At 61.1% G+C, this 21740-nt stretch carries 23 protein-coding genes and 1 tRNA gene; 14 read left to right on the top strand and 10 right to left on the bottom strand.

Going from position 1 to position 21740, the window contains the following annotated elements; genetic code table 11:
• The first annotated feature begins 645 nt into the window (after positions 1–645).
• From Q0603_RS07945 to Q0603_RS07970, 6 genes are all read left to right on the top strand, one after another.
• Positions 646–2181: a hypothetical protein gene (locus Q0603_RS07945; protein ID WP_298724382.1), complete on the top strand. Its 1536-nt coding sequence runs from the start codon at positions 646–648 to the stop codon at positions 2179–2181.
• Entirely contained in the window at positions 2178–3017 is an 840-nt protein-coding gene (locus tag Q0603_RS07950) for a hypothetical protein (protein ID WP_298724384.1), read from the top strand. The genes Q0603_RS07945 and Q0603_RS07950 overlap by 4 nt, the downstream gene beginning before the upstream one ends.
• Complete coding sequence (locus Q0603_RS07955; RefSeq protein ID WP_298724386.1) at positions 3004–4836, top strand: N-6 DNA methylase; 1833 nt, start codon at positions 3004–3006, stop codon at positions 4834–4836. The genes Q0603_RS07950 and Q0603_RS07955 overlap by 14 nt, the downstream gene beginning before the upstream one ends.
• Before the next feature lie 899 nt (positions 4837–5735).
• Positions 5736–6110 carry a transposase gene (locus Q0603_RS07960; protein ID WP_298724390.1) on the top strand — a complete coding sequence of 125 codons (375 nt, stop codon included), beginning with the start codon at positions 5736–5738 and terminating at the stop codon, positions 6108–6110.
• Complete coding sequence (tnpB, locus tag Q0603_RS07965) at positions 6107–6454, top strand: IS66 family insertion sequence element accessory protein TnpB (protein WP_298724392.1); 348 nt, start codon at positions 6107–6109, stop codon at positions 6452–6454. Before Q0603_RS07960 ends, tnpB begins: the two co-directional genes overlap by 4 nt.
• A gap of 68 nt (positions 6455–6522) precedes the next feature.
• Entirely contained in the window at positions 6523–8055 is a 1533-nt protein-coding gene (locus Q0603_RS07970) for an IS66 family transposase (protein WP_298724394.1), read from the top strand.
• 712 nt (positions 8056–8767) lie between these two features.
• Here the strand turns inward: Q0603_RS07970 and Q0603_RS07975 are convergent.
• Positions 8768–8842 (bottom strand) — tRNA-Thr (locus Q0603_RS07975).
• Positions 8843–8963: 121 nt separating this feature from the next.
• Here Q0603_RS07975 and Q0603_RS07980 point away from each other — a divergent pair.
• Positions 8964–9596: a glutathione S-transferase family protein gene (locus Q0603_RS07980; RefSeq protein ID WP_298724397.1), complete on the top strand. Its 633-nt coding sequence runs from the start codon at positions 8964–8966 to the stop codon at positions 9594–9596.
• Positions 9597–9613: 17 nt separating this feature from the next.
• On the opposite strand, the gene Q0603_RS07985 is transcribed toward Q0603_RS07980, so the two are convergent.
• From Q0603_RS07985 to hemC, 4 genes are read right to left on the bottom strand one after another with little or no spacing between them, the layout of a single operon-like run.
• Positions 9614–10954, bottom strand: coding sequence for a heme biosynthesis HemY N-terminal domain-containing protein (locus tag Q0603_RS07985; RefSeq protein WP_298724399.1), 1341 nt, complete (start codon positions 10952–10954; stop codon positions 9614–9616).
• Positions 10955–10972: 18 nt separating this feature from the next.
• Positions 10973–12103, bottom strand: a complete 1131-nt coding sequence (locus tag Q0603_RS07990; protein ID WP_298724401.1) for a hypothetical protein — start codon at positions 12101–12103, stop codon at positions 10973–10975.
• Positions 12100–12834 (bottom strand): uroporphyrinogen-III synthase, encoded by a 735-nt coding sequence (locus Q0603_RS07995; protein ID WP_298724403.1) that lies wholly within the window; start codon positions 12832–12834, stop codon positions 12100–12102. Before Q0603_RS07995 ends, Q0603_RS07990 begins: the two co-directional genes overlap by 4 nt.
• Positions 12834–13766 (bottom strand): hydroxymethylbilane synthase, encoded by a 933-nt coding sequence (gene hemC, locus Q0603_RS08000; protein WP_298724405.1) that lies wholly within the window; start codon positions 13764–13766, stop codon positions 12834–12836. Before hemC ends, Q0603_RS07995 begins: the two co-directional genes overlap by 1 nt.
• A gap of 93 nt (positions 13767–13859) precedes the next feature.
• On the opposite strand from hemC, the gene tsaD reads away from it, so the two are divergent.
• The 5 genes from tsaD (at position 13860) to Q0603_RS08025 (ending at position 16996) form a co-directional block, all read left to right on the top strand.
• Positions 13860–14942, top strand: a complete 1083-nt coding sequence (gene tsaD / locus Q0603_RS08005) for a tRNA (adenosine(37)-N6)-threonylcarbamoyltransferase complex transferase subunit TsaD (RefSeq protein ID WP_298724407.1) — start codon at positions 13860–13862, stop codon at positions 14940–14942.
• The gene (locus Q0603_RS08010) at positions 14939–15928 is read left to right on the top strand and encodes an NAD(P)H-dependent glycerol-3-phosphate dehydrogenase (RefSeq protein ID WP_298724409.1); all 990 of its coding nucleotides are present in this window, start codon (positions 14939–14941) and stop codon (positions 15926–15928) included. The genes tsaD and Q0603_RS08010 overlap by 4 nt, the downstream gene beginning before the upstream one ends.
• The gene (locus Q0603_RS08015) at positions 15925–16338 is read left to right on the top strand and encodes an EVE domain-containing protein (RefSeq protein WP_298724411.1); all 414 of its coding nucleotides are present in this window, start codon (positions 15925–15927) and stop codon (positions 16336–16338) included. The genes Q0603_RS08010 and Q0603_RS08015 overlap by 4 nt, the downstream gene beginning before the upstream one ends.
• Before the next feature lie 79 nt (positions 16339–16417).
• Positions 16418–16777: a Rieske 2Fe-2S domain-containing protein gene (locus Q0603_RS08020; RefSeq protein ID WP_298724413.1), complete on the top strand. Its 360-nt coding sequence runs from the start codon at positions 16418–16420 to the stop codon at positions 16775–16777.
• A gap of 45 nt (positions 16778–16822) precedes the next feature.
• Positions 16823–16996: a hypothetical protein gene (locus Q0603_RS08025; protein ID WP_298724415.1), complete on the top strand. Its 174-nt coding sequence runs from the start codon at positions 16823–16825 to the stop codon at positions 16994–16996.
• 31 nt (positions 16997–17027) lie between these two features.
• Here the strand turns inward: Q0603_RS08025 and Q0603_RS08030 are convergent, their stop codons facing one another.
• The 4 genes from Q0603_RS08030 to Q0603_RS08045 form a co-directional block, all read right to left on the bottom strand.
• On the bottom strand, positions 17028–17225 hold the full coding sequence (locus Q0603_RS08030; RefSeq protein ID WP_298724417.1) for a hemin uptake protein HemP: 198 nt from the start codon (positions 17223–17225) through the stop codon (positions 17028–17030).
• 243 nt (positions 17226–17468) lie between these two features.
• Positions 17469–17678: a hypothetical protein gene (locus tag Q0603_RS08035; protein ID WP_298724419.1), complete on the bottom strand. Its 210-nt coding sequence runs from the start codon at positions 17676–17678 to the stop codon at positions 17469–17471.
• 212 nt (positions 17679–17890) lie between these two features.
• Entirely contained in the window at positions 17891–18694 is an 804-nt protein-coding gene (locus Q0603_RS08040; RefSeq protein ID WP_366132465.1) for a creatininase family protein, read from the bottom strand.
• A gap of 88 nt (positions 18695–18782) precedes the next feature.
• A complete protein-coding gene (locus Q0603_RS08045) occupies positions 18783–19592 on the bottom strand; it encodes a class I SAM-dependent methyltransferase (RefSeq protein WP_298724421.1) in 810 nt (269 codons plus the stop codon).
• A 394-nt stretch (positions 19593–19986) separates the two neighbouring features.
• Between Q0603_RS08045 and rpsD the strand changes: the two genes are divergently transcribed.
• Entirely contained in the window at positions 19987–20601 is a 615-nt protein-coding gene (gene rpsD, locus Q0603_RS08050; protein WP_298724423.1) for a 30S ribosomal protein S4, read from the top strand.
• A gap of 75 nt (positions 20602–20676) precedes the next feature.
• Here rpsD and Q0603_RS08055 read toward each other — a convergent pair whose 3' ends face one another.
• Positions 20677–21060, bottom strand: a complete 384-nt coding sequence (locus tag Q0603_RS08055) for a nuclear transport factor 2 family protein (RefSeq protein ID WP_298724425.1) — start codon at positions 21058–21060, stop codon at positions 20677–20679.
• 119 nt (positions 21061–21179) lie between these two features.
• Between Q0603_RS08055 and Q0603_RS08060 the strand changes: the two genes are divergently transcribed.
• Positions 21180–21566: a helix-turn-helix domain-containing protein gene (locus tag Q0603_RS08060; RefSeq protein WP_298724427.1), complete on the top strand. Its 387-nt coding sequence runs from the start codon at positions 21180–21182 to the stop codon at positions 21564–21566.
• Positions 21567–21740 lie beyond the last annotated feature (174 nt).

The following is a 21740-nucleotide window of genomic DNA, read 5'->3' on the forward strand; positions in this document are numbered from 1 at the left end:
ATGCAGAGATCTCGGAGTCAGCTGGCGACCGCCTACGCCCCTGGAGCACTCTTTACTTTCGAGGGTGGACAAGGCGCTTGTATGTCAGTGTCTACACGCAATGATGAGGCTCAAATTAATCAGTCAGTCAGGCATCAAATCTACGAGCAAATACGAGAATATGTGGAGGCTTGGGTTGTCCGAGCGAGTAATATTAAGAATCTGGACCATCCTCCTGAGATAGAGCTGTGCGTCGATCAGGCGTTGCTAAATGGTAAAGACGTTGAGGTTAGTATCGACAAGTTTGCATTCATGAATGCAACTCTGATGGGATATGTTCCCTTTCCTCTCGCCTTTATCTGCACGCGCTGTGGATTGCATAGAGTTTCCAGTGATGTAAGTCGTGTGGACAGTCAGGCGCGCAAGTTTCGTGATCATTGCCCTAGCGGTACAAGCAAATGCGTCGATGAGTGGGAGCAGCTGGATGTTGTGATGGTTCACTGGTCGGGCCACGTCGAGCCACTCACTCCATCGACTCGCTTCTGGCACCCGGATCGAGGGGTGGTGTCCACCGACAACTGTCGATCCTGCGGTCACTACGCCTTCTCGTTGGTGAGAAGATCTGCATCATTCTCTGACTGGTACTTCGTGTGTGCGAAGTGCGGCATGAAGAGGGAAATTCTTCAGAAGGATGAATTTACACTGCAGCGCCTTACACCGTACCTAGTTTCCAAGAAGGTCCAAATGGTAGAAGTAAACATGGAGCCGGTATCATATCGCGCATCCGCCGTTTTCTATCCCCATGGTGATCGTCTAATCATTTTTAGCAAAGGTGATCACTTGGAGCTTCTACAGCGTGGCCGAGAGGAAGACCTCATCCAATTCCTAGGGAAGCAATACAATTACCCCGGCAAACAACTCACTGATTCGGAAAAAGAGGAGAAGTTACGCGCTGTAGGGTTGGAGGCAGATTGGAGGACCTACTGTGTAAGTCGAGAGACGTTGACGCTTATGGAGAGTATGCCTGATGTTCCATTGGCGGGGATTGCAGAGATACGCAAGATAATCGAGCAATATGAGGAGCGTTGGGCTCCATATCTTCTCGAAGGTGATCGTGCCTCGCCGAACTTGCGACAGAGGGTATACGAACGCTCGGATTATATCCGGCGCTACGATCCAATTCGAATGGCTATTGAACACAAGGCGCTCACTGAAGAGAAGCTACTTAGTACTGTCTTCGTTGGTGGAAAGAGTGTGTGTGTACGGGTAATGGCACCCGATGCCCATCTGATGCCTACTCTTGCAGCTGTCGATAAACAGGCGGCTCTCAGAGAGATCGGACGTAGGCTTGACCTTCTTGGCATCGAAGATATGCGGCTGATTCGTAACTTGGAACTCTGTGAATATACTTTCGGATATACCCGCGTGTCTGCACTTCCTCTGGTAGAGCGGGAGAAGACCAAGGGGAATAAAGTTGAAATGCCAGTTCGTCTGAACCTATTTGGCCGTACCGATAGCGGCCAAGGTTATGCTAGGCATCCAATCTACTGTATTAAGCAAGAGAATGAGGCCTTCTACGTCAAACTGAAGGAGAAGGCCGTTGTAGAGTGGCTGCGTGTCAATGGCATAAACGTGGATCTCGGCACTCCGCCAATTAGCTTGGGGGGTAAGCTCATTGAGGACTTCCCTGCCAGCACGTTCTCTCGCTTTCTCGATGACTATCGTAAAGAAAAGAGCGTTACCAGAGCGCCATATCCCTATGTCTATACACTTCTGCATACAATCGCGCATCAACTGATCGGCATAATGTCTGAGCTATCTGGTCTCGATCTTGGTTCTTTTGGAGAGCATCTCTTTGTGCCTGATACGGCGTTTTTGGTTTATCGCCGAGGGACAACGATGGATTTAGGTAACCTATCATCCATGTGGCGAAATTATACGGATCCTGTTTACGGCAATCAGGTCCTGGAGAAGATGGTACGGCCGGAGAACCTCAGGTGTGGCTCAGAAACCATCTGTCAGATGCGAGGAGGCGCCTGCCCTGACTGCATTCTGCTTCCTGAAACCTCATGCTTAACTAGGAACGAGCTTTTATCTAGATCGGTCTTAACGGGGCGAGGGTCGCCATCCTGGGACGATCAAATAACCCCGTTGAGTGAAGGTTTCTACGAAGTTTCAAGAAGGCTTGCCACAGCTTCATGAGTCACGTCTCGCAAGACCTCGGGCGGCAGTTGGTAACAATACTCGAACAAGATTGTGCTACAGCCTCCGCTGTGGCCATATTTCTGCGTGCTAATGAGCGACAACGCTTCTATACAAACGATTTAATAGGCAAGAACGGAATTACTTCGTCAGAAATGGGGGCTGTTCATCGTTCGCTAGAGTGTTTCTGCGATTATGACTGGTGTCGTCAGGCTGGTGATTTTTGGATTTCACAAGGCGCGAGGATGCCCGGCTGGATTCCCCCCTTTCTGCTGGGAGCCGCAATTATGAGGCGGTATGGTAGGCCAGAGAGTGCGGTTGAGGCAGTTGTCACTCTCCCGGCACAGCCAAGTAGAATCGAGCAAAGCCTCCCCATTCACGGGATCGCCTACGTTCGATTAATGGAAACCGACAATGCCTTCTTGAGAATCGCTAGGAATGCGGTTCGCCGTCTAACGGTGATGTCGCCATTCTTGAACGAAGAGGGAAGTGAATGGATTCTCGGTTTATTTGAGGCTACAAAGGCGCCAGAGAAGTTGCTAATCGTGCGTCGACACCAAAAAGTTGCGCCGTTATTGGGGCATCACGCGGACAATTTTCGACGTCTTGGAGTGCGAGTAGTCGACTATTTTATTGCTTTAGATGCGGGCTATGAAACTTTCCACTGCAAGGTGGTAATGGCCGACGAAGACTTGGCTTATGTTGGTAGCGCCAATCTTTTAGTCTACAGCCGGCGATCCATGGAGCTCGGCGTCTTAATTGAAGGGGCTGTGGTCAAACCAATCGCAAACCTACTGCACGCAGTAGAATCAATTTCCTCTGATGTCCGTATATAAAAATCAAAGAAAGGCGGAGGCTGTGCGAGCGGATGACCCATATAAGAAACTTTCGAGCGTTATTCGGCAGGCTCGACAAAATATCTCCCAGAAGGTGATGCCTGGCGCGCTCTGTCTCAGGCTCATTAACGGCGATGGGCCAACACAGCTGCAGAGGTTGATCAATGGCTTGGCTCCCGAAGATCGGGATCATGCAATTGCTAATATCTATACATTGCTGCTGGATCAGCGACGGCGCAGAGAGCTGGGAGCCTATTTCACCCCACCGCATCTAGTGAACCATCTTCTCTCCCGCCTTCAACAATTCGGTTTGGACATTAGAAAGCATCGTATTCATGATCCAGCAGCTGGTGGTGCAGCCTTCATAGTGCCAATAGCACGGCGCTTAGTAATTCACCTTAAGGCTGAAGGTTTTTCGGATGAGAATATTCTCTCTGATCTGCGCGGACGCTTATCGGGTATGGAGATCGACAGAGGTCTCGCTGTCGTTGCTAACGCCTTAGTGCGGCGGATGCTGAGGGGGGAGTTTGGTCTGAAGTTAGAGAGAGAGTTTTCTTTGATCTCTCAAGGTAACAGTCTCAAGAGCGAGGACGATGAAAAAGTCGATGCTATTATCGGAAACCCCCCATATGGGAAGGTTGGTGCAGAAGGTAATAAACAGTGGCGGGAAAAGTTTTCCGACATTGCTGGCGGACAACTGAATTTATACTCCATGTTCGTTCGGCAAGGTCTGGATAGGCTGAAGCCAGGGGGGCTATTAGGTTTTATTGTTCCGATGTCTTTCATCGGAGGGCCGGAGTTTTCTTTGTTCAGAAAAAGAATCACAGAGATGGCCGATGTTTTGGCCATTGATCTAATCGAGAAAAGAGTTGATGTGTTCCTTGACGTTGTGCAAGACGCCACAATTGTCGTATTGCAGCGCAAATTTGATGCTCCAAAGAGCATTGTGCCAACGTGCGCTATGGTGCAAGCAGATGCATCGATTAAGAATTTAGGAGTGCCGATAGTAACGAACGATGGAAAACCGTGGAGGTTGCCATCAACCGGGCTCTTGGAGGGCGGCTTCCGATTGAGTGACTACGGATACACGGCGACGGTGGGACATCTTGTCGCCAATCGACAGTCCGATAGACTTCGGAAGAAGAAGAATAAGGGGGATTGGCCGTTAATTTGGGCTAAAGCTATTACTTCCAACGGAAAATTTGATCACAAACGCGGTTTAGAACACACAGATAAAATCTGGGTCACTGCGCCCGAAAATGCCCCGTACATTATTAGGAAAGCTTGTGTGGTGCTGCAGCGCACCTCAAATCGTAAGCAGAAACGTCGTCTTAATGCAGCGGCTATTCCCAAATCATTTATTAAACGGCATGGCGGCGTGGTCGGGGAGAACCATGTAATCTTTCTCATAGCAGGGGAAAAACCACGTATCACCCCACAACGTTTGGCCATTTTGATGAATTCTGATTCTGTAAACCGGCGCTTCGAAAGTATGAGCGGGACTGTCAGCGTCTCCGCTAAACTTTTAGGTGAAATCGATTTGCCTGATCCGGCATTACTGGGGAATATGAACCGGAGTAATGCAGAGTATGTAATTGCAACCGCGTATGCTAAAAGTTTTTTCGGACAGCAAGTTAAGCAAAGTTCTTCTCCTAACGATATAACTGAGCCCACTATGCAAAATAGAGGGGCGAAGGGAGAAGAAAGTCTTGGATCAGTCAAACGTTTATACAAAGCTGGACGAGAAACAGGTGGGGCTGGGTACATGCAGTCGAGCAAGCTCTACGCTCTGTGCGGTACTTTTAATCAAATTCGGTAATGATGATGCCTTATGAGAGGTATTCTTGACCTGAAGCATGCTTATCAGATCTCCGACTCCGTCATCCAAGATGGAATATCTTGCTTAGCACGCAGGATACGCCAAACATCAATATGGTCATCGCCTTCTATATAGAAGACAAGCCAAGGATGGCTCGGCAACGGCCAGCAGCGGAGATCAGGTAGGTTAAGCTCTCAGGTAGGTTAAGCTCGTGGATATACCGTGATGATCCAGAGCCGGCATATCTCCGATATGGCCGTATGCCTGCTCTAGATCATCAATACAACTGAGCGCAGCCGGGTAGCCACCTTCGCCTAAGTAAAAGGCTATCGCATTGTTGATATCCCGGTTGGCCTGCTCACGTGGAATGACAGGCTTCATCCTCATAGTTTTTGGACGCGCTGGGCAGTTTCGCGGACACGTTGCCGCAGATTGTCGAAGTAGTCTGGCCCAGTTCCTGTAGTCCGCGCCGAAGTAGCACCGGCCAGTAGAGCCCTCTCAGCCGCATCTGGTCCTGGTCCCTGCGGATTAGTTCCCGCGGCCGGTAATGCCGGCTCGTTTGTAGAGCCGGACCCAGGCTAGCCGCAGGGCATTTTCCGCGACCGGGAAGACAGGTTGCTCGGCGCTGATGGAGAGTGGCTCCCCGCTCCTACACCCCGTCCATTCAAGCAAGAGCCGGCGGCCCTGAGGCGTCAGCGGGGATGATCCTGGGATGCCCATTCTTCGTCACCGGGAAGCGGGTGGTATTGCGCTCCCGGTTCACGTCACCCCATCGCATGGCCAGCAGTTCACCCTGCCGCACGGCGGTTGTAAGCGCTCGGTGACGACGCCTTGCGGTTTGCAGGGGTTAATCGGTTAGTTCTGTAAGTAGTGCTGGTCGTACTACTGGGAGCAAGCCGATGAGTGAGGTCATCAGGGTGGAGCGGCGGCGACGCTGGAGTGCTGCCGACAAGCTTCGGATCGTTGCGGAGAGTCGGCAGCCCGGGTCGAGCGTTGCGGCCGTTGCGCAACGCTATGGCCTGCATCACAGCCAGCTGTTTTCCTGGCGCAAGGCCGCTCGTGATGGATGTTTCAGTACCGAGGCGCCGGGTTTTGCATCGGTCGTCGTGCAGGATGCGCCCGGGCAGCTTGCTGCCGATCACCGGGCGCTGACGGACGGCAAGGACTGCACCGGGCAGATCGAGATCCGGCTGGAGCGCGGCCATATCACGGTGAGCGGTCGTGCCGATCCGGTGAGCTTGCGCTGTGTGCTTGAGGCGCTGTCGGCGCGATGATAGCGCCTCCACAGGGCGCGCGGATCTGGCTGGCCCTGGGCCATACCGACATGCGCAAGGGCTTCGATGGTCTGGCCATGCTGGCCCAGGAGCTGCTTGAGCTTGATCCATTCGCAGGACATCTGGTGGTCTATCGTGGCCGGCGCGGCGATCGCATCAAGGTGCTGTGGTATGACGGTCAGGGCTTATGCCTGTTCGCCAAGCGGCTGGAGCGCGGCCGCTTCGTGTGGCCGGCGGCAAGCCAGGGCAAGGTGATGCTTTCGCCGGCCCAGCTCAGCATGCTGCTGGAGGGGATCGACTGGCGGATGCCGGAGCGGACATGGCGGCCAGGCAGGGCTGGATGAGTGCGGCTTTTTGACTCAGTGGGCGTGATTTTCCCCGCATTCCATGCGGGTTTTGCTAGACTCATGGCATGTCGTTCGACCCGGCCAGCCTGCCCGACGATATCGCCGCCCTGAAGCAGATCATCCAGGGCCTGCAGCAGACCCTGACCTTTGCAAATACCCGGATCGCCAAGCTCGAAGCGCAGATCCACAAGCTCAGGCGCCTGCAGTTCGGGCGATCGTCGGAGAAGCGCGCCGCCGAGCTCGAGCAGCTGCAGCTCGCCCTGGAAGAGGCCGAGGCTGAGCGGGCCATGCTGGTGGCAGCCATGCCGCCGCTGGTGCGCGATATCATCGAGGCCAAGCCAGCCCGGCGGCCCCTGCCGGAGCATCTGCCGCGCGAGGAGGTCCATCACGAGGCGCCCTGCGCCTGCCCGGCCTGCGGCGGGGATCTGCGCCCGATCGGCACAGCCGTGACCGAGACGCTGGAGTATGTGCCGGGGCAGTTCAAGGTGATCCGCCACAGCCGGGACAAGCTCTCCTGCCGGGCCTGCGACACGGTGGTCGAAGCACCGGTTCCAGATCACGCGATCTCGCGCGGCCGCGCCGGTGCTGCCCTTTTGTCCCATCTGCTGGTCTCCAAATACGCCGACCACCTGCCGCTCTACCGCCAGGCCGAGATCTACGCGCGCGCCGGCGTGGAGCTGGAGACCTCCACGCTCAGCGGCTGGGTCGGCGCCAGCGAGGAAGCCCTGCGGCCGCTCACCGAGGCGCTCAAGGCCGAGGTCATGGCCAGCGAGACGCTGCATGGCGATGACACCACCGTACCCGTACTCTCGCCGGGTCTTGGCCGCACCCGGACCGGCCGGCTCTGGGTCTATGTCCGCGACGAGCGGCCTCATGGCGGCGCCCGGCCGCCCGCGGCGATCTACTTCTACTCGCCAGACCGCAAGGCCGAGCGGCCGATGAGCCATCTCGCCAGCTTTGCCGGCATCCTGCATGCCGACGGCTATACCGGCTATAATGGGCTGTTCAGGGCTGAGCGCATCATGGAAGCTGCCTGCTGGGCCCATGCCCGGCGCTATTTCTTCGATGAGCATGCCCAAACCGGGTCCGCCATTGCCAAAGCGGCGCTGGACCGCATCGCGCAGCTCTACGCGATTGAAGCCCAGATCCGCGGCCAGCCGCCCGATGAGCGAAGGCGGATCAGGCAAAGCAGCAGCCGTCCCATTCTGGAGGATTTCGCCGCGTGGTCAGAAGCGACCCTGACTACCCTGTCCAGCAAATCCGATCTGGCCGGTGCCTTCCGTTACGTCCGCAACCGATGGGCGGCGCTGACCCGCTACATCGACGATGGCCGCATCGAGATCGATAACAATGCAGCTGAACGCGCCCTGCGCGGCGTCGTTCTGGGCCGCAAGAATTATCTCTTTGCCGGTTCAGATCGTGGTGGCGAGCGCGCCGCCGCCATCTACAGCCTGATCGAAACCGCCAAACTCAACGGCGTCGATCCACAAGCCTGGCTGACCGACGTGCTCAGCCGCATCGCCAGCCATCCCGCCAAACGCATCGCCGACCTTCTGCCCTGGAACTGGCATCCCGCCGAGCAGAAGGTCGCCGCCTGATCAAGGCGTCCTCACCGAGCGCTTACCGGCGGTTTCCAGCGCCGTCAGGATCAGTGGCGCCCAGATAGGGCGTCCGGGCGGAGCATGCATCCGGAAGCCGGTCCAGTTCGCCAGTGCCCTGCCGCCGTTCCCGTGGGGCACCATAGCTAGGTTGGCGAAACTGCTTCACAGGGTTCGCCGGGATTGGCAGGCCCCAGTCCCGGCGCGCAACCTCATACGCATACTGACGATAACGAGCATGCGGGAAACGGTACTCGGCACCGCTTCAGCCAGCCTCTCGTCACGGTAAGCCGCAAAATCCTCGGGCCGGATAGCTGCCAGCGACTTGCCGGCAACACTGTGCCGGAGAAAGCCATTGATCCAGCGCTGCTCCATCTCGCGGAGCGCTTCCGGCTACTCACCTCGTTCCGATACCGGACAGAAGGTCCCGCAACGTCGTTCCCTTTAGCGCACTCGTGGAAACCGGCAGTTCACCCCGATCCAGCGCGACTTCCTGCTGCCTTGCCCAAGTTTCGGCGTCTCGTTTTGTGGTGAAACTGCGGGCTGACTGGCCATAGCCCTTACGCCGCACGATCGCCTGCCACTTGTCTCCGCGCTGCCGAACAACCGCCATCCCGCATCTCCGAGTGACGCAGGAGTGACAAGGGATGGATGGACGGGAGAGCTTCGCTCGACCAGAGCAGCTAAACGCTTGTTATCGCTGTCCGGAGAATGGTGCCGGCGGAGGGATTTGAACCCCCGACCTCGACTTTACGAAAGTCTTGCTCTACCGCTGAGCTACGCCGGCAACGGCGGAAAACCGCGCCCCCGCCTTGACTTGACCAGGGCGAAGGGCGCGCGGAAAATACGGTCCGCAGGGCCGGTTGGCAAGCCGCAACTCGGGAAAATCAGGGAGGTTAATCAGTCATATGCCGGCGGCATACACCTTCTACGGCAATTTCCTCTCTTCCCATTGCTACAAGGTCGGGCTGATGCTGGCCTTATGCGGCGAGAAATTCGACTACCGACATGTCGACTTGGCCAAAAAGCAGCAGAAATCTCCCGAATTTCTGGCGATCAACCGCTTCGGCCAAGTGCCGGCGATGGTCCATAACGGCTTCAACCTCTGCCAGTCGGACACCATCTTGCAATATCTGGCCGAGCAGACCGGCAAGTTCGGCGGCGCCACTCCGGAAGAGCGCCAGCGCATCCGCGAATGGCTGGCCTGGGAGGCCGACCGGCTGGAGCCCGGGGTTGGCCGCACCCGGCTGTATGAGCGCTTCGCCAAGCCCGATGCAGCGGTGATCGACTACATGCGCGATGCGGCCGAGGCCGGGCTGGACCAGCTCAACGATCTTTTGGAGGGCAGGCGCTTCCTGGTCGGCGACCGGCCGACGATTGCCGATATCGGCGTGTTCGGCGCCATCGCACATATGGCGGAAGGCAAGCTCGACCGGAACAACTGGCCGAATATCAGCGCCTGGTGGGACCGCATCGTCGCCCTGCCCGGCTTCCAATGGCCTTACGATTTGCTGCCCAAGACAGACAGGGACGCGGATTAGCCGTCCCGTAGCCGGGTCTATTTGCGATCTTCCAATGCCAGCAGCGGCCGCGGCGTCACGGCAAGCGGCGCGGCTTGGCCTAAGCGGGTAGGATCGAGTGCATCAAAGCCGCCGCAATGACTGCACAGCGGCGCCCAGACGGCATGGCCGGTGCCGCAGGCCGTGCATTGCCAGAGATCGGCCGCGCCAGTGATCTTCGTGCGCCAGCGGTCCGCCGCCACCGCATCGCCATCACCTTCCTCGGCAAGCTGCGCCTGCAGGCGCGCCGCCCAGGGCCCGGCATGGCCGATGTCATCCAGCATGGCGCGCGCAGCAGCAAAGTCATGTGCCTGTAAAGCAGCAGCAGCGACGAGCAGGCGGCTTTCCAGCGCAGTTTCCTGGCCAGCGACGAAATCCTGCGCGCGGCGCGTCAGCGTTTCGCTGGCCAGGTTCTGCTGCAGCGCCAGCCAGGCTTCGGCATAGACTTCGGCGGGCTGGCGCTGCCAGGCGCGTTGCAGGCTTTGCAGCGCCGCTTCGCGCGCAGCGTGGTTGGCGGGATCCTTTGCGGCAGCCGCAGCCAGCAGCAGCGGCGGCACCGGATGATCGGGCAGTTCGCGCGCTGCATGCTGCACCAGACGGCGGGCCTGCTGCGCCTCGCCCTGCTGCAGGGCGGCCAGTGCGCGGGCGAGATCGAGCCGTGCCGCCAGTTGCGCCGCGGCGGCTTTCGATACGGCCTTGCGCTTGCGGGCCTGCTCCAGCCGCGCCTGCGCCGCTTCCCACTGGCCGGTCTCCACCAGCAACTGCAATTCGGCTTCGGCCGCGAAAGGCGAGGCGGGGCGCAGGGCGGAAGCGCGTTCGGCATAGGTCAGCGCCGCCTGACGGTCGCCGCGGGCGCGCGCATCGGCAAGCAGACCGCGATAGCCAAGGAAGGCCGTGCCGGGATCGCGGCTGAGCGCGGCAAAGGCCTTGCGCGCATCGTCCTGTCGCCCGCCAAGCTGCGCCGCATGGGCCGCCAGAAGCCGCGCCAGGGCCGGATCATCCAGCAGGCGATGCGCCTGCGCTGCCAGCTTGGCGGCGCGGTCCGCTTCGCCGGCGGCTACCGCCACCATGCCGGCGGCGAATTGCGCATAGCCTTTCGCCTGACGCTTCAGGCGGCGGCGTTCGGGCAGAGCCGCGGCCCAGGCAATGATCCAGGTGAGCACAAAGATCGCCGCCGCTAGCAGCACCACAGCCAAGGCCAGCAGAGGCGCCGGCGCTTCGATCGCATAGCCGAACCAGTTGAGCCGCAGGCGGCCGGGCTGATCGGCGAGCCAAGCGGCGAAACCCGCCAGCGCCATCAGCACGATCAGGATCAGGCCGGTCCGCAGCAAGCGCAGCATGGTTCTAAGCCTCGCCCGTCATCGCTGCGCCATCGCAGCCTGCAAGGCGGCGCCATAGGCATCGAGCGCGGCATCAAGCTTAAGCCGCGCCTGCACCTGATCGCGCCACTCCGCCAGTTCAGGCGTGAGCTGCATATCGGCCAGGGCCGACTGCGCGGCATCGAGATCGCCCTGCTGCAGCGCGGCCTCGGCCATGGCGAGTTTTCCTTCCGGCGTTGCCGTATCGGTCTCGCCGACGCGTCTAATGCTGATCAGGCCGGTGACTTTGTCCCACGCGCGCTGCCACCAGGGTTTAGCCGCGGCATCCGCACCGGCCGATGCTGCGGGCACGGCTTCGCGCTGCGCTTCGGTCAGAGCGGCAAAGCGCGCCGCAAGCTTTACGGCAGCGGGCGGCGGCGCATCGGCGAAGGAGCGCAAGGCCGCCAGGGCCTGCTGCATCTCACGGCCTTGCGCTTCGTCTTCCTGTGCGTTGCCTGCCTGTGTATTGCCAGCTTGGGCCACTCGCTCGAACTCATCGCGGAAGGCAGCGCCGCGCCGGGCTTTTTCACGCAGTTCGCTCCAGGCCAATACCTGCAGCAGCGGCGCGCGCATCGCGGCGATGCGGCCTTCGCTGAGCGCTGCAAACCGCGCCTGCAACTCAGCAACCTGCTGCGTGAGCAGATCGCGCTGCGCGGCCTGAGTGTTGTCGGCTTGGCGGAGCGCAGCGATGGCCTGCTCCAGTTCTTCCAGCTTCTGATCATCGGCGCCGGAAGCCGTCGGCAATTGCTGCAGGCGTTCGATGCTGGCGGTCAATGCGGACAGGCGCTTCTCCTGCTCGTCGAGACGCTGCAGCAGTTCGGTATTATCGGCCATCGGCGCAGCGGGCGCCTGCGGCGCAGGCAGCGGTGACGGCGTGGATGCAGGCGGCGATACCGGCACGCTGGTCTGCAACGTCGGCGCAATGCTGCGGCCGGCAAAAAGATTGTCGAGCCGCCCGGTGCTGGCGAGCTGATAGACGACCGCAACAGCAACGCTGATCAGGATCGCGGCCACCAGAAAAATGGCAACGCGCAGGCCGCGGGATCGCCTGGTCTTCGCCAGAGGTTCAACCTCGGCATCGATGATCGGATCGCCGGCAGTGTTTCGATCGGTTCTGGGCTTGTCGCTCATGGTGCGTCCGGTTGTCCTACCAGGTCGATCAGGTCGTCTTCGCGCGGCTGCGCGGCAATGCGCGTGCTGCGCCAGGGCAACGGCGCCACCGCCGCGGCCACATTCCTGCTCAGACACAGAGCATCGGCGAAAGCGGCGCCGCCGGCAATGCCGGCCGTCTGGCTCAGGCTAACAAAAGTTGCCGCCGTACGGGGAGAGAAAAACATCGCCGCATCATAACCGCCTGCGGCAAATCGTTCTGCAACATCCTGCGGCAGGCTTTCCGCGGTCACAGCTTCATAAAGCGTGGCGCGCCTCACATCGTAGCCATCGGCCTGCAGCATTTTCTGCAAATCGCCCGCCAGCACGGTGCCGGCCGCGTGCAGCAAAGGTCCATCCTGCGGATTCCATTCCCGGCGCACGAGAGAGGCAAGACTTTCGACATCGCCGCCCGCAGGCGTGACCTGCTGAAATCCCACCGACCTGGCCGCCTGCGCGCTGGCCTCGCCTACGGCGAAGACGGCAAAATCACGGCGTTCGGCATTGGCGGCAAAGGCGCGCACGCCATTGGCGGAGGTGAACAGCAGTGCGCGCACGCCATTGAGCGGCAGATCGATATTGCGATGGATGCAAATCGACAGCATCGGCGCGCAATCCGCGGCATGGCCCATCTGCGCCAGGCGCTGCTGCAAGGCAGCGGCTTCGGGCGCGGGCCGCGTGATCAGAATCCGTCGCTGCGGCTGCGGCGTCATCACGCCTCGAAGAAATCCGGTCCGATGCGGCCTTTCAGGTCGGCGCCCGCATCCCGTCCCATCGCCACGCCGTCTTTCGCAGCCCCGCGGCGTTCGATCTCGATCAGGTCCGTGCCATCGGGCCGCGCGATGGCGCCGCGCAGCCGCATCTCATCGCCATTCAGCTCGGCAAGCGCCGCAATCGGCGTGCGGCAGGAACCGTCCAGCACGGCCAGCAGCGCGCGTTCGGCTTCGACGCGCATCTGCGTCGGCGCATCGTTCAGCGGCGCAAGATAATCCAGCACGCGGGCATCGCCATCGCGGCATTCGATGCCGATGGCGCCTTGCGCGACAGCGGGCAGCATCTCTTCCGGTTCCAGCACCTGCATGCCGGACGGCGCGATGTTGAGCCGATGCAGTCCGGCCAGTGCAAGGAACGTGGCAGCGACCACGCCTTCCTCCAGTTTGCGCAGCCGCGTTTGCACATTGCCACGGAAGGTAACGACCTGAAGATCGGGACGGCGCGCCAGCAGAAAGGCTTTGCGGCGCAGCGATGCCGTGCCGACCGTGGCACCCTGCGGCAGATCAGCCAGCCGCATCGGACGCGTGCTGAGCAAGACGTCGCGCACATCCTCGCGCGGCAGATAGGCCGCCATGATCAGGCCGGCGGGGAGCTGGGTCGGCATGTCCTTCATGGAATGCACGGCGAGATCGATGCTGCCGTCGAGCAGCGCTTCCTCGATCTCCTTGGTGAACAGCCCCTTGCCGCCCGCTTCGGCCAGCGCGCGATCCTGGATTTTGTCGCCGGTGGTCTTGATGATGCGGATGGCGACCTGCGCCTCGCTCAACCCTGGATGGGCCGCCAGCAGACGCTGCCGCGTTTCATGGGCCTGGGCCAACGCCAGCGGCGAGCCGCGCGTACCGATGGTCAGAACCGGCGTTCCTGGTTTCACGCGGCGCCCATTCTCTTGCTGGCTAGGTGTCATAATGTTAATGCCTACTCTATCTTATTTCCGCATCGCGAACATCGCCCGGCACCCTTTGTTATGCTCGTTCTAGGCATCGAGACCAGCTGCGACGAAACCGCCTGCGCCATCGTCCAGGATGACGGGCCGGCGGCGGCGGATCCTGCCCGCCGCATCGTCAGTCATAGCCTGTTCTCGCAATTGAGGGAACACGCGCCCTATGGCGGCGTGGTGCCCGAAATCGCCTCGCGCGCGCATATCGAGCATCTGGACGGCCTGATCGCCGAATGCCTGCATCGCGCGGGCCTGAAGCTGCAGGATGTCGATGCCATCGCCGCCACCGCCGGGCCGGGCCTGATCGGCGGCGTCATGGTCGGCCTGACCACGGCAAAGACCCTGGCCTATGCGGCGCAGAAGCCGCTGATCGCGGTCAATCATCTGGAAGGCCATGCGCTGTCGGTACGTTTGAGTGATGACGTGCCGTTTCCGTATCTGCTGCTGCTGGTCTCAGGCGGCCATTGCCAGTTTCTGATCGTCGAGGATATCGGCCGCTATCGCCGTCTGGGCACGACCATCGACGATGCCGCCGGCGAAGCGTTCGATAAAACCGCCAAGATGCTCGGCCTGGGCTATCCCGGCGGGCCGGCGATCGAGAAGCTGGCGGCGCGCGGCGATGCGGCGCGCTTCAATCTGCCGCGGCCGCTGAAAGGCAAGCCGGGCTGCGATTTCAGCTTCTCCGGCCTGAAGACGGCGGTGCGGCTGGCACTGGAAAGCTGCGGCGATGCGCCGACCGAGCAGGACAAAGCCGATCTCGCCGCCGGATTCCAGGCCGCCGTGATGGATGTGATCCTCGATCGCGCAAAACATGCCATTGCCGCATTCGACGCGCAGCATGGCGCCAGCGGCAAGCATTTTGTTGTGGCCGGCGGCGTCGCCGCCAACAAGGCGCTGCGGGCCGGACTGGTTGCGCTGAGTGAGAAGAACGGCATGCGCTTCACCGCGCCACCGATGAATCTGTGCACCGATAATGGCGCGATGATCGCCTGGGCCGGGCTGGAACGCGCCAGGCGCGGCATGATCGACAGCCTGGATGCGCCGGCGCGGGCGCGCTGGCCGCTTGATCCCGGCGCCGAAGCCAGGCCCTTTGCCGGAGCCAAGGCTTGAAGATCGGCATTATCGGAGGCGGCGCCTGGGGCACGGCGCTTGCGGCGCTTGCCGCCGAGCAGGGCGAGGCGATCCTCTGGGCGCGCAACCCGGAGGTGGTCGGCAGCATCAATGCCGAGCATGCCAATCCTCTGTATCTGCCCGGCGTGACGCTGCCGGCGAATCTGACGGCGACGCAGGATCTGGCCGCGCTGCATGACTGCGCAGCGCTGATCCTCGCCGTGCCGGCGCAGACCTTGCGCCAGTTCGCAACCGAGATCGCAACCAGGCTGTCCGGCAATGCGGCCATCATCATCGCTTCGAAAGGCATCGAGATCAGCACCGGCCTGCTGCCCTCTGATGTGGTGCATGACGTTTTGCCTGAGCGCACCATTGCCATTCTGACCGGGCCGACTTTTGCCATCGAAATGGCGCGCGGTCTGCCCACGGCGGCGACGTTGGCCTGCGCCGATGACAGACTGGGTGCCGAACTGGTGCAGCGGCTGGGACGCCCGACATTTCGGCCTTATCTTTCCGACGACGTGATCGGCGCGCAGATCGGCGGCGCGGTGAAGAATGTGCTGGCGATTGCCTGCGGCATCGTGATCGGCCGCGCGCTGGGCGACAATGCGCGCGCGGCGCTGATCACCCGCGGCCTTGCCGAGATGACGCGGCTGGGCCTAAGCCTCGGCGGCCGGCGCGAAACGCTGATGGGCCTGTCGGGCCTGGGCGATCTGGTGCTGACCTGTTCGGGGCATCAGTCACGCAACCTGTCGCTGGGTGTGGCTTTGGGCGAGGGCAAGAGCCTGGCCGAGATCATGGGCGCGCGCCGCACCGTGGCGGAAGGCGTGCATACCGCCCGCGCCATCGAGGCGCTGGCGCTGCGGCAGAAGATCGAGATGCCGATCTGCGCCGCGGTGGATGCCGTGCTGCACAAACAGGCAAGCATCGACGAGATGCTGGCGGCGCTGCTGGCGCGGCCGTTTCGAGCTGAGGAAGAAAGATGAAATACTGGCTGATGAAGTCCGAGCCTTCCGCCTGGTCGTGGGAGCAGCAGGTCAGGAAGAAGGTCGAAAGCTGGAACGGCGTGCGCAATTACCAGGCCGCCAACAACATGAAGGCGATGAGCCTGGGCGACCGCGCCTTCTTTTATCATTCGGTGGATGAGAAGCGGATCGTCGGCATCGTCGAGGTCGTGAAGCTCTACTATCCCGATCCGACCGACGAAACCGGCAGGTTCGGCATGGTGGATGTGAAGGCGCTGATGCCGCTGAAGACGCCGGTCACGCTCGCACAGATCAAGGCCGAGCCGAAACTGCAGCATCTGCCGCTGATCAGGCAGTCGCGGCTCTCGGTCCTGCCGGTGGATGCGGCGAGCTGGAAGCTGATCTGCAAGATGGGCGGCGTGGAAGCGTGATGGTTATTCGCGCAGCCATACGTTCATTTTAAAACAACACGTGGATGCCACGGCCGGGCCGTGGCATGACGGCTATACTATGACCCCTCGACCCAACCAGCCTGCGCCCGGCACGCGTCTGATCGCCCTTGCCGAGATCCCGGAACCCGGCGCCAAGGGTTTCACCTTCGGCGCGGGCAAGGAGCGTTTCGAGTGCTTCGTCGTGCGCTGGCAGGGCGGCGTGTTCGGCTATGTCAACGAATGCCCGCATGCGCGCACCTCGCTGGACTGGAAGCCGGATGCGTTTTTCAACCGCGACCAGACGGCGCTGATGTGCGGCACTCATGGCGCATTGTTTGCGCCGGAAAGCGGCCAGTGCTTTCTCGGCCCCTGCAAAGGCAAGAGCCTGATTCCGTTTTTCGTCCGGCTCGACGACGAAGGCTGGATTCTCGCCGGTTAAGGCGGGCGGTCTGAAACAAATCGGCGCCGGCGTGGTTAATGCGGCATGCCGATTGTCATCATCATCCTGCTCGCTTTTCTCGTCGCCCAGTTCGGTTTCTGGGACACGTTCACCGGAATCCTCGGCGGCATCGGCGTCCTCATCCTGGTCGGACTGACCTTCCTCGCGCTGGCAGCCGCCGCCGGCATGCTGGCGCTGCGGCGCCTGCGCGGACGCTAAACGCCACTCAGACGTCGTCAGGTGGCGCGCATTACTTGGTCAGGATCAGCTTGCCGCTGGCGGTCAGCCTCAGACGATAATCCGCCCCATCATGGGCGATGATCACTTCGCGCGCGGTGCGGAAGAGGGTGCGGCTGTCCAGCCGCGTGACGGCAGGCATGCCGCTGCGATCGGACACCGCCTGCTGCTGCGCCGGCTGCGACGCCGCTGGTCGTTTATTCTCCTGCATTGTCGACTCTTCTGTGCGGGCCGGCACTCCACCTGCCGCCAGGTTGCCCCTACCGGTCCGCGGTGGCGGCACGGTACGGATTCCGCAGCATCAATGCAAGTAAGAATGAGTATCACCTCATCGCCGTATTTGGCAGGCCGAAAAACGACACCGCCCGCGCTCTGGGCGCGGGCGTTTCTAGGGATGTTCGTGATGGGGTGTCAGTCGGTCAGATAGACGATCAGATAGACTGGGGGGACCGTGTCAGTCGTTGCCGTCGGTGCGGCGGCGCTGGCGCAGCCGCTCGGCCAGCCGGTGCACCTCGGACGCCTGCACGCCGTCGCGATGCATCAGGCGCTGGATGATCGGATCGGACAGCATGTCCGAGAGCGTCGGTTCGTTATGCACCCAGCGCATATGCGCCTGAGAGGCAGCAGACACGCGGATATGCGGCATATCGCGGAAGTCTTCCATTTCTGCCTCCCTGTTGTGCGTTTCCAGACTCGTGCGCTGCAGCGGACCCCTTAGCAGTTGCGAAAAGAGACAGCTTCTAGCACCTTTGCGATAAAACCAGTCTACACCGGCAATGATGCTGGGGACGTGACGAGACTGTGGTAATTTCGTGACGGCTGACACGTTGCAACTTGCATGCGGCCTTCGCATGCAAGTTGCCGCAGATCTTCCGCCTACGACGCCACGAAGTCGCGATAGGCCGTTGCCAGTTCGGGCGTGACGGCTTCCACGATGGTCTTGCCATGGGCGGCCGAGGCCAGCGCCGGGTTGGAGCCGATGCGGCCATCGGCAAAGCGCCGGCGGTAATCGGCTGCATCCGTGAAGCTGCCCGAGGGCGCGACCTCCGGGGCCATCGCCGCGACGGCCTTCACCGCCTCGGGATAGGCGTGATAGGTGACCGACACTTCGCTGGGCGTGGCGTGGCTGCCTTCGACGCCGGGGAACAGGCTTTGCGACAGCCGCCTGGCCGAGGGCGCTTCCCACCAGTTCTTCAGCATACAGCGCACCGGCGTGCCGTTGCTCAGGCCGGCCTGCAGGCTGGTCTCGGCATAGATTTCGGAGAAGGCGGCTGTCGTGGTGGCGACATTGCCGCCATGGCCGTTGAGGAAGAAGAAGCGGGTGAAGCCATGCCGGCTGAGCGAGGCCACCATGTCGCGGATCACCGCGATCAGGGTGGAGGGGCGCAGCGTCATGCTACCGGGAAAAGCGAGGTGATGCTGCGCCATGCCGACGCTGATCGTCGGCGCGACCATCGCATCGGCCTGCTTGCCGACTTCACGGGCGAAGACCTCGGCACAGATCGCATCGGTGCCGATCAGGCCGTTCGGGCCGTGCTGCTCGGTAGAGCCGATCGGGATGATGATGCCGGTCGAACGCTTCAGATAGGCTTCGACTTCCTGCCAGGTGCATAGCGCCAGTTGCATGGATTCCTCAAGCTGGATGGGGCGACGGTTGTTGGGCTGACGGACTGCCGCCATGGACAACATCAGGGCCATCTATGGCGGCAGAGCCGGAAAAACGAAGTCCGGACAAGCCGGGCTTTGCAAGGCGTGAAAAAGCCGCCGATTACCTGGAGGAGCGCGGCGTGTGCGGCGTCTTCTTCAGCACGGAGATGAAATAGCCGTTATGCCAGTCGCTCTGCTTGTCATGGACCGGCGCATGCGTGTCGTCCTGCGTCGTGCGCACCTCGATCTTGTAGAGGATATCGAGGTTGAGATTGCGGATGACGTCGTAGGTGCCCTGGCGGACCGGCGTCCAGTTCCAGTCGTCGACGATGAAGACGAATTCCTCGGTCAGCGCGTCCAGCGCGACGGCGAGGCCGTCATACTGATCCTGATATTCGTGCGGACCGTCGAACAGATAGACGTTGAAGACGCCGAGTGCCCTGAAATCCACCTTGCGGAAATCGTCGCAGATCACCGTCGGGATCGCGGTGCGCGAGCAGCAATTGGCGACATTGGCGAAGAAGAGCGGCGCGGGACCGCCGAACTGCGACCAGTTGTCGACCGCAACGGCGCGCAGGTTGTTGCCGTAGATCGCCGAGCAGAGCGTCGAGCCGGCCCAGGAGCCGACTTCGAGATAGCGGGGGTTATCGATCCGCTCCATCAGGTTGTTGATGAAGTAGCGGTATTTCCGCCCCGACATGCCGTCGATGTTCAGCACGTAATCGTTGAGCTTGCCCTTGTATTCCAGGGCATCGGTAAAGCAGGACCGGACCAGATCGCGCAGATCCGGGCGGCGCCATTCGCCCATCAGGACCTGGGGCGGAGCGGCCTGCGCCGTCTCGGTCACCTCTGCCGCCACGGCCGCTTCGGCCTGCGCGGCAGGCTGAGCCTTCGCCGACGCGCTCTTAGTCTTTGCAGCTTTCGCTCCCACCTTACCCTCCGGAAATGGCCGCCCGCCGGACCAGCCTATGAGACCTGCCGTATTCCACCGGAGAACGCTTAAAGATCACTTAAAGGCGAGATGGCGGCATAGAACAAATATTCGCGGTAAACGGCGATATTCTCCGGCAGATGCCAACCGGATGCGGCAAAGGGTGCCCCGTCGGCGCCGGCCGGGTGCGGCGGGCCGTAAAGCTGGCGCCACGCTTGGGCTGCCGGGCTACCGGCCTGCTGAAACCCTTGCAGAATCCCGGCTTGACGCGCAGGGCGTCATCCGTATGATGCGCGCGCCCTCCCCGCGCCCCTCACGCGGGGTCGATGGGCATTCCTTGCATGGACGGTTTGTCGTGGCTGCCGGACCCCCATGCGCATACTAGGAAGTACGAATGACCAAGCGTGCAGAGTCCAAATACAAGATTAACCGCCGGCTGGGCGAAAACCTGTGGGGTCGTGCCAAGAGCCCGATCAACAAGCGGGAATACGGCCCGGGCCAGCATGGTCAGAAGCGCAAGAAGCCGACCGACTATGGCGTGCAGCTGATGGCCAAGCAGCGGTTGAAGGGCTACTACGGCAACATCACCGAGAAGCAGTTCCGCCGCACCTATGACGAGGCGAACCGCCGCCGTGGCGACACCTCGGAGAACCTGATCGGCCTGCTGGAGCGTCGCCTGGATGCGGTGGTCTACCGCATGAAGGTGGTGCCGACCCCGTTCGCCGCGCGTCAGTTCATCAACCATGGCCATATCCTGGTCAACGGCAAGCGCGTCAACATCCCGAGCTATCAGGTGAAGGTTGGCGACGTGATCGAAGTCCGCGGCAAGGCGAAGGATTATCCCTTCGTTCTGGAGTCGCTGAAGTCGACCGAGCGCGACATCCCCGATTACATCGAGATGGACGAGAGCAAGCTGCGCGCGACCTTCAAGCGCGTGCCGATGCTGGCCGACGTGCCCTATCCGGTGAAGATGGAACCGAACCAGGTGGTCGAGTTCTACTCGCGCTAATCCGGATATCGGCATTTCGATTACAAAAGGCCGCTCGCAGGAGCGGCCTTTTGCTTTATTCCGCGAATGCAGCCGTCACACCGCGCCCATGGCGTGGTCAATGATGTAGCGCCAGCTGCCGTCAGCCTGACGGCGCACGATTTCGGCGCTGCGGCCCGATGCCACGACGGCGCCATTCTCCTCTGCGATTGTCCAGTCGGCGCGCAGCAGGGCGATGTCAGGCCGCTCGATGCAGAAAACGTTGCGGGACTGCATGCGGCCGGGCATAGCCAGCAGCGCCTGAAGCGCCTCGGCAATCTGCTTCCGCCCCGTGATGGTTGCGCCATCCGCATCGGCGCGCAGGCAGGCATCTTCCTCATACAGCGCTAGAAGATCATCCAGGCTGCGGCGATTGAAAGCATCGGCAAAGGCTGCGTTGATCGCGGCGGGATGCGTGATCCGCTGAATTTCTTTTTGCATGCTCTGCTCCATATGAATTGCGGGTGAATTGTGGAGCTTTGCTATAGAGCACATGGCCACGACGCTATCCAAACGGGAAGGAACGCGCGGCCGGATCGACAGGGAGCATGGAGGAGGGCATGAGCGAGACTCTGCATGTCGCTGCACCGCAACTCAGCAGTGCACAGCTCGCCAGGTCGGCACCGCTTGATAAGCCCGTGCCCAGACGGCCGGATGCCTGTCCGGTGGAAGACTGGCTCAGTTTCCTAGGTCATCGCTGGAATGCGCTGGTGCTGTGGCATCTCCAGCATGGCCCGCTGCGCCACCAGCAGCTGATGGCCCGCCTGCCCGGGATCACGGCGAAGGTGCTGGCCGAGCGCCTGGCCGGACTGGCGCGGCGCGGCCTGATCGAACGCGAGATCATCGGCGGCTTCCCCCGCACGGTGCTCTATCGCCTTAGCGCGCGCGGCCAAACCATCGTGCCCATCCTCGACCAGATCGAACTTTGGTCGAAAGCAGCACACTGAATATTTCGCCAGGAACCTCCCCCTGGAGGACAGGTCAGATTTTCCGCGAAATTCTCTTGGTTCTGCCGGGCAATACCGGCTAGAAATACGCCCAGGTGGGGATTGCTTCAGGGGGTGGCCACGCCCGGTGTCGGAGACGATGCCGGGTGGCCAAGGGTCGTTGAGTAATCCATC

Source organism: uncultured Ferrovibrio sp. (assembly GCF_937960835.1).
Classification (GTDB): Bacteria; Pseudomonadota; Alphaproteobacteria; order Ferrovibrionales; family Ferrovibrionaceae; genus Ferrovibrio.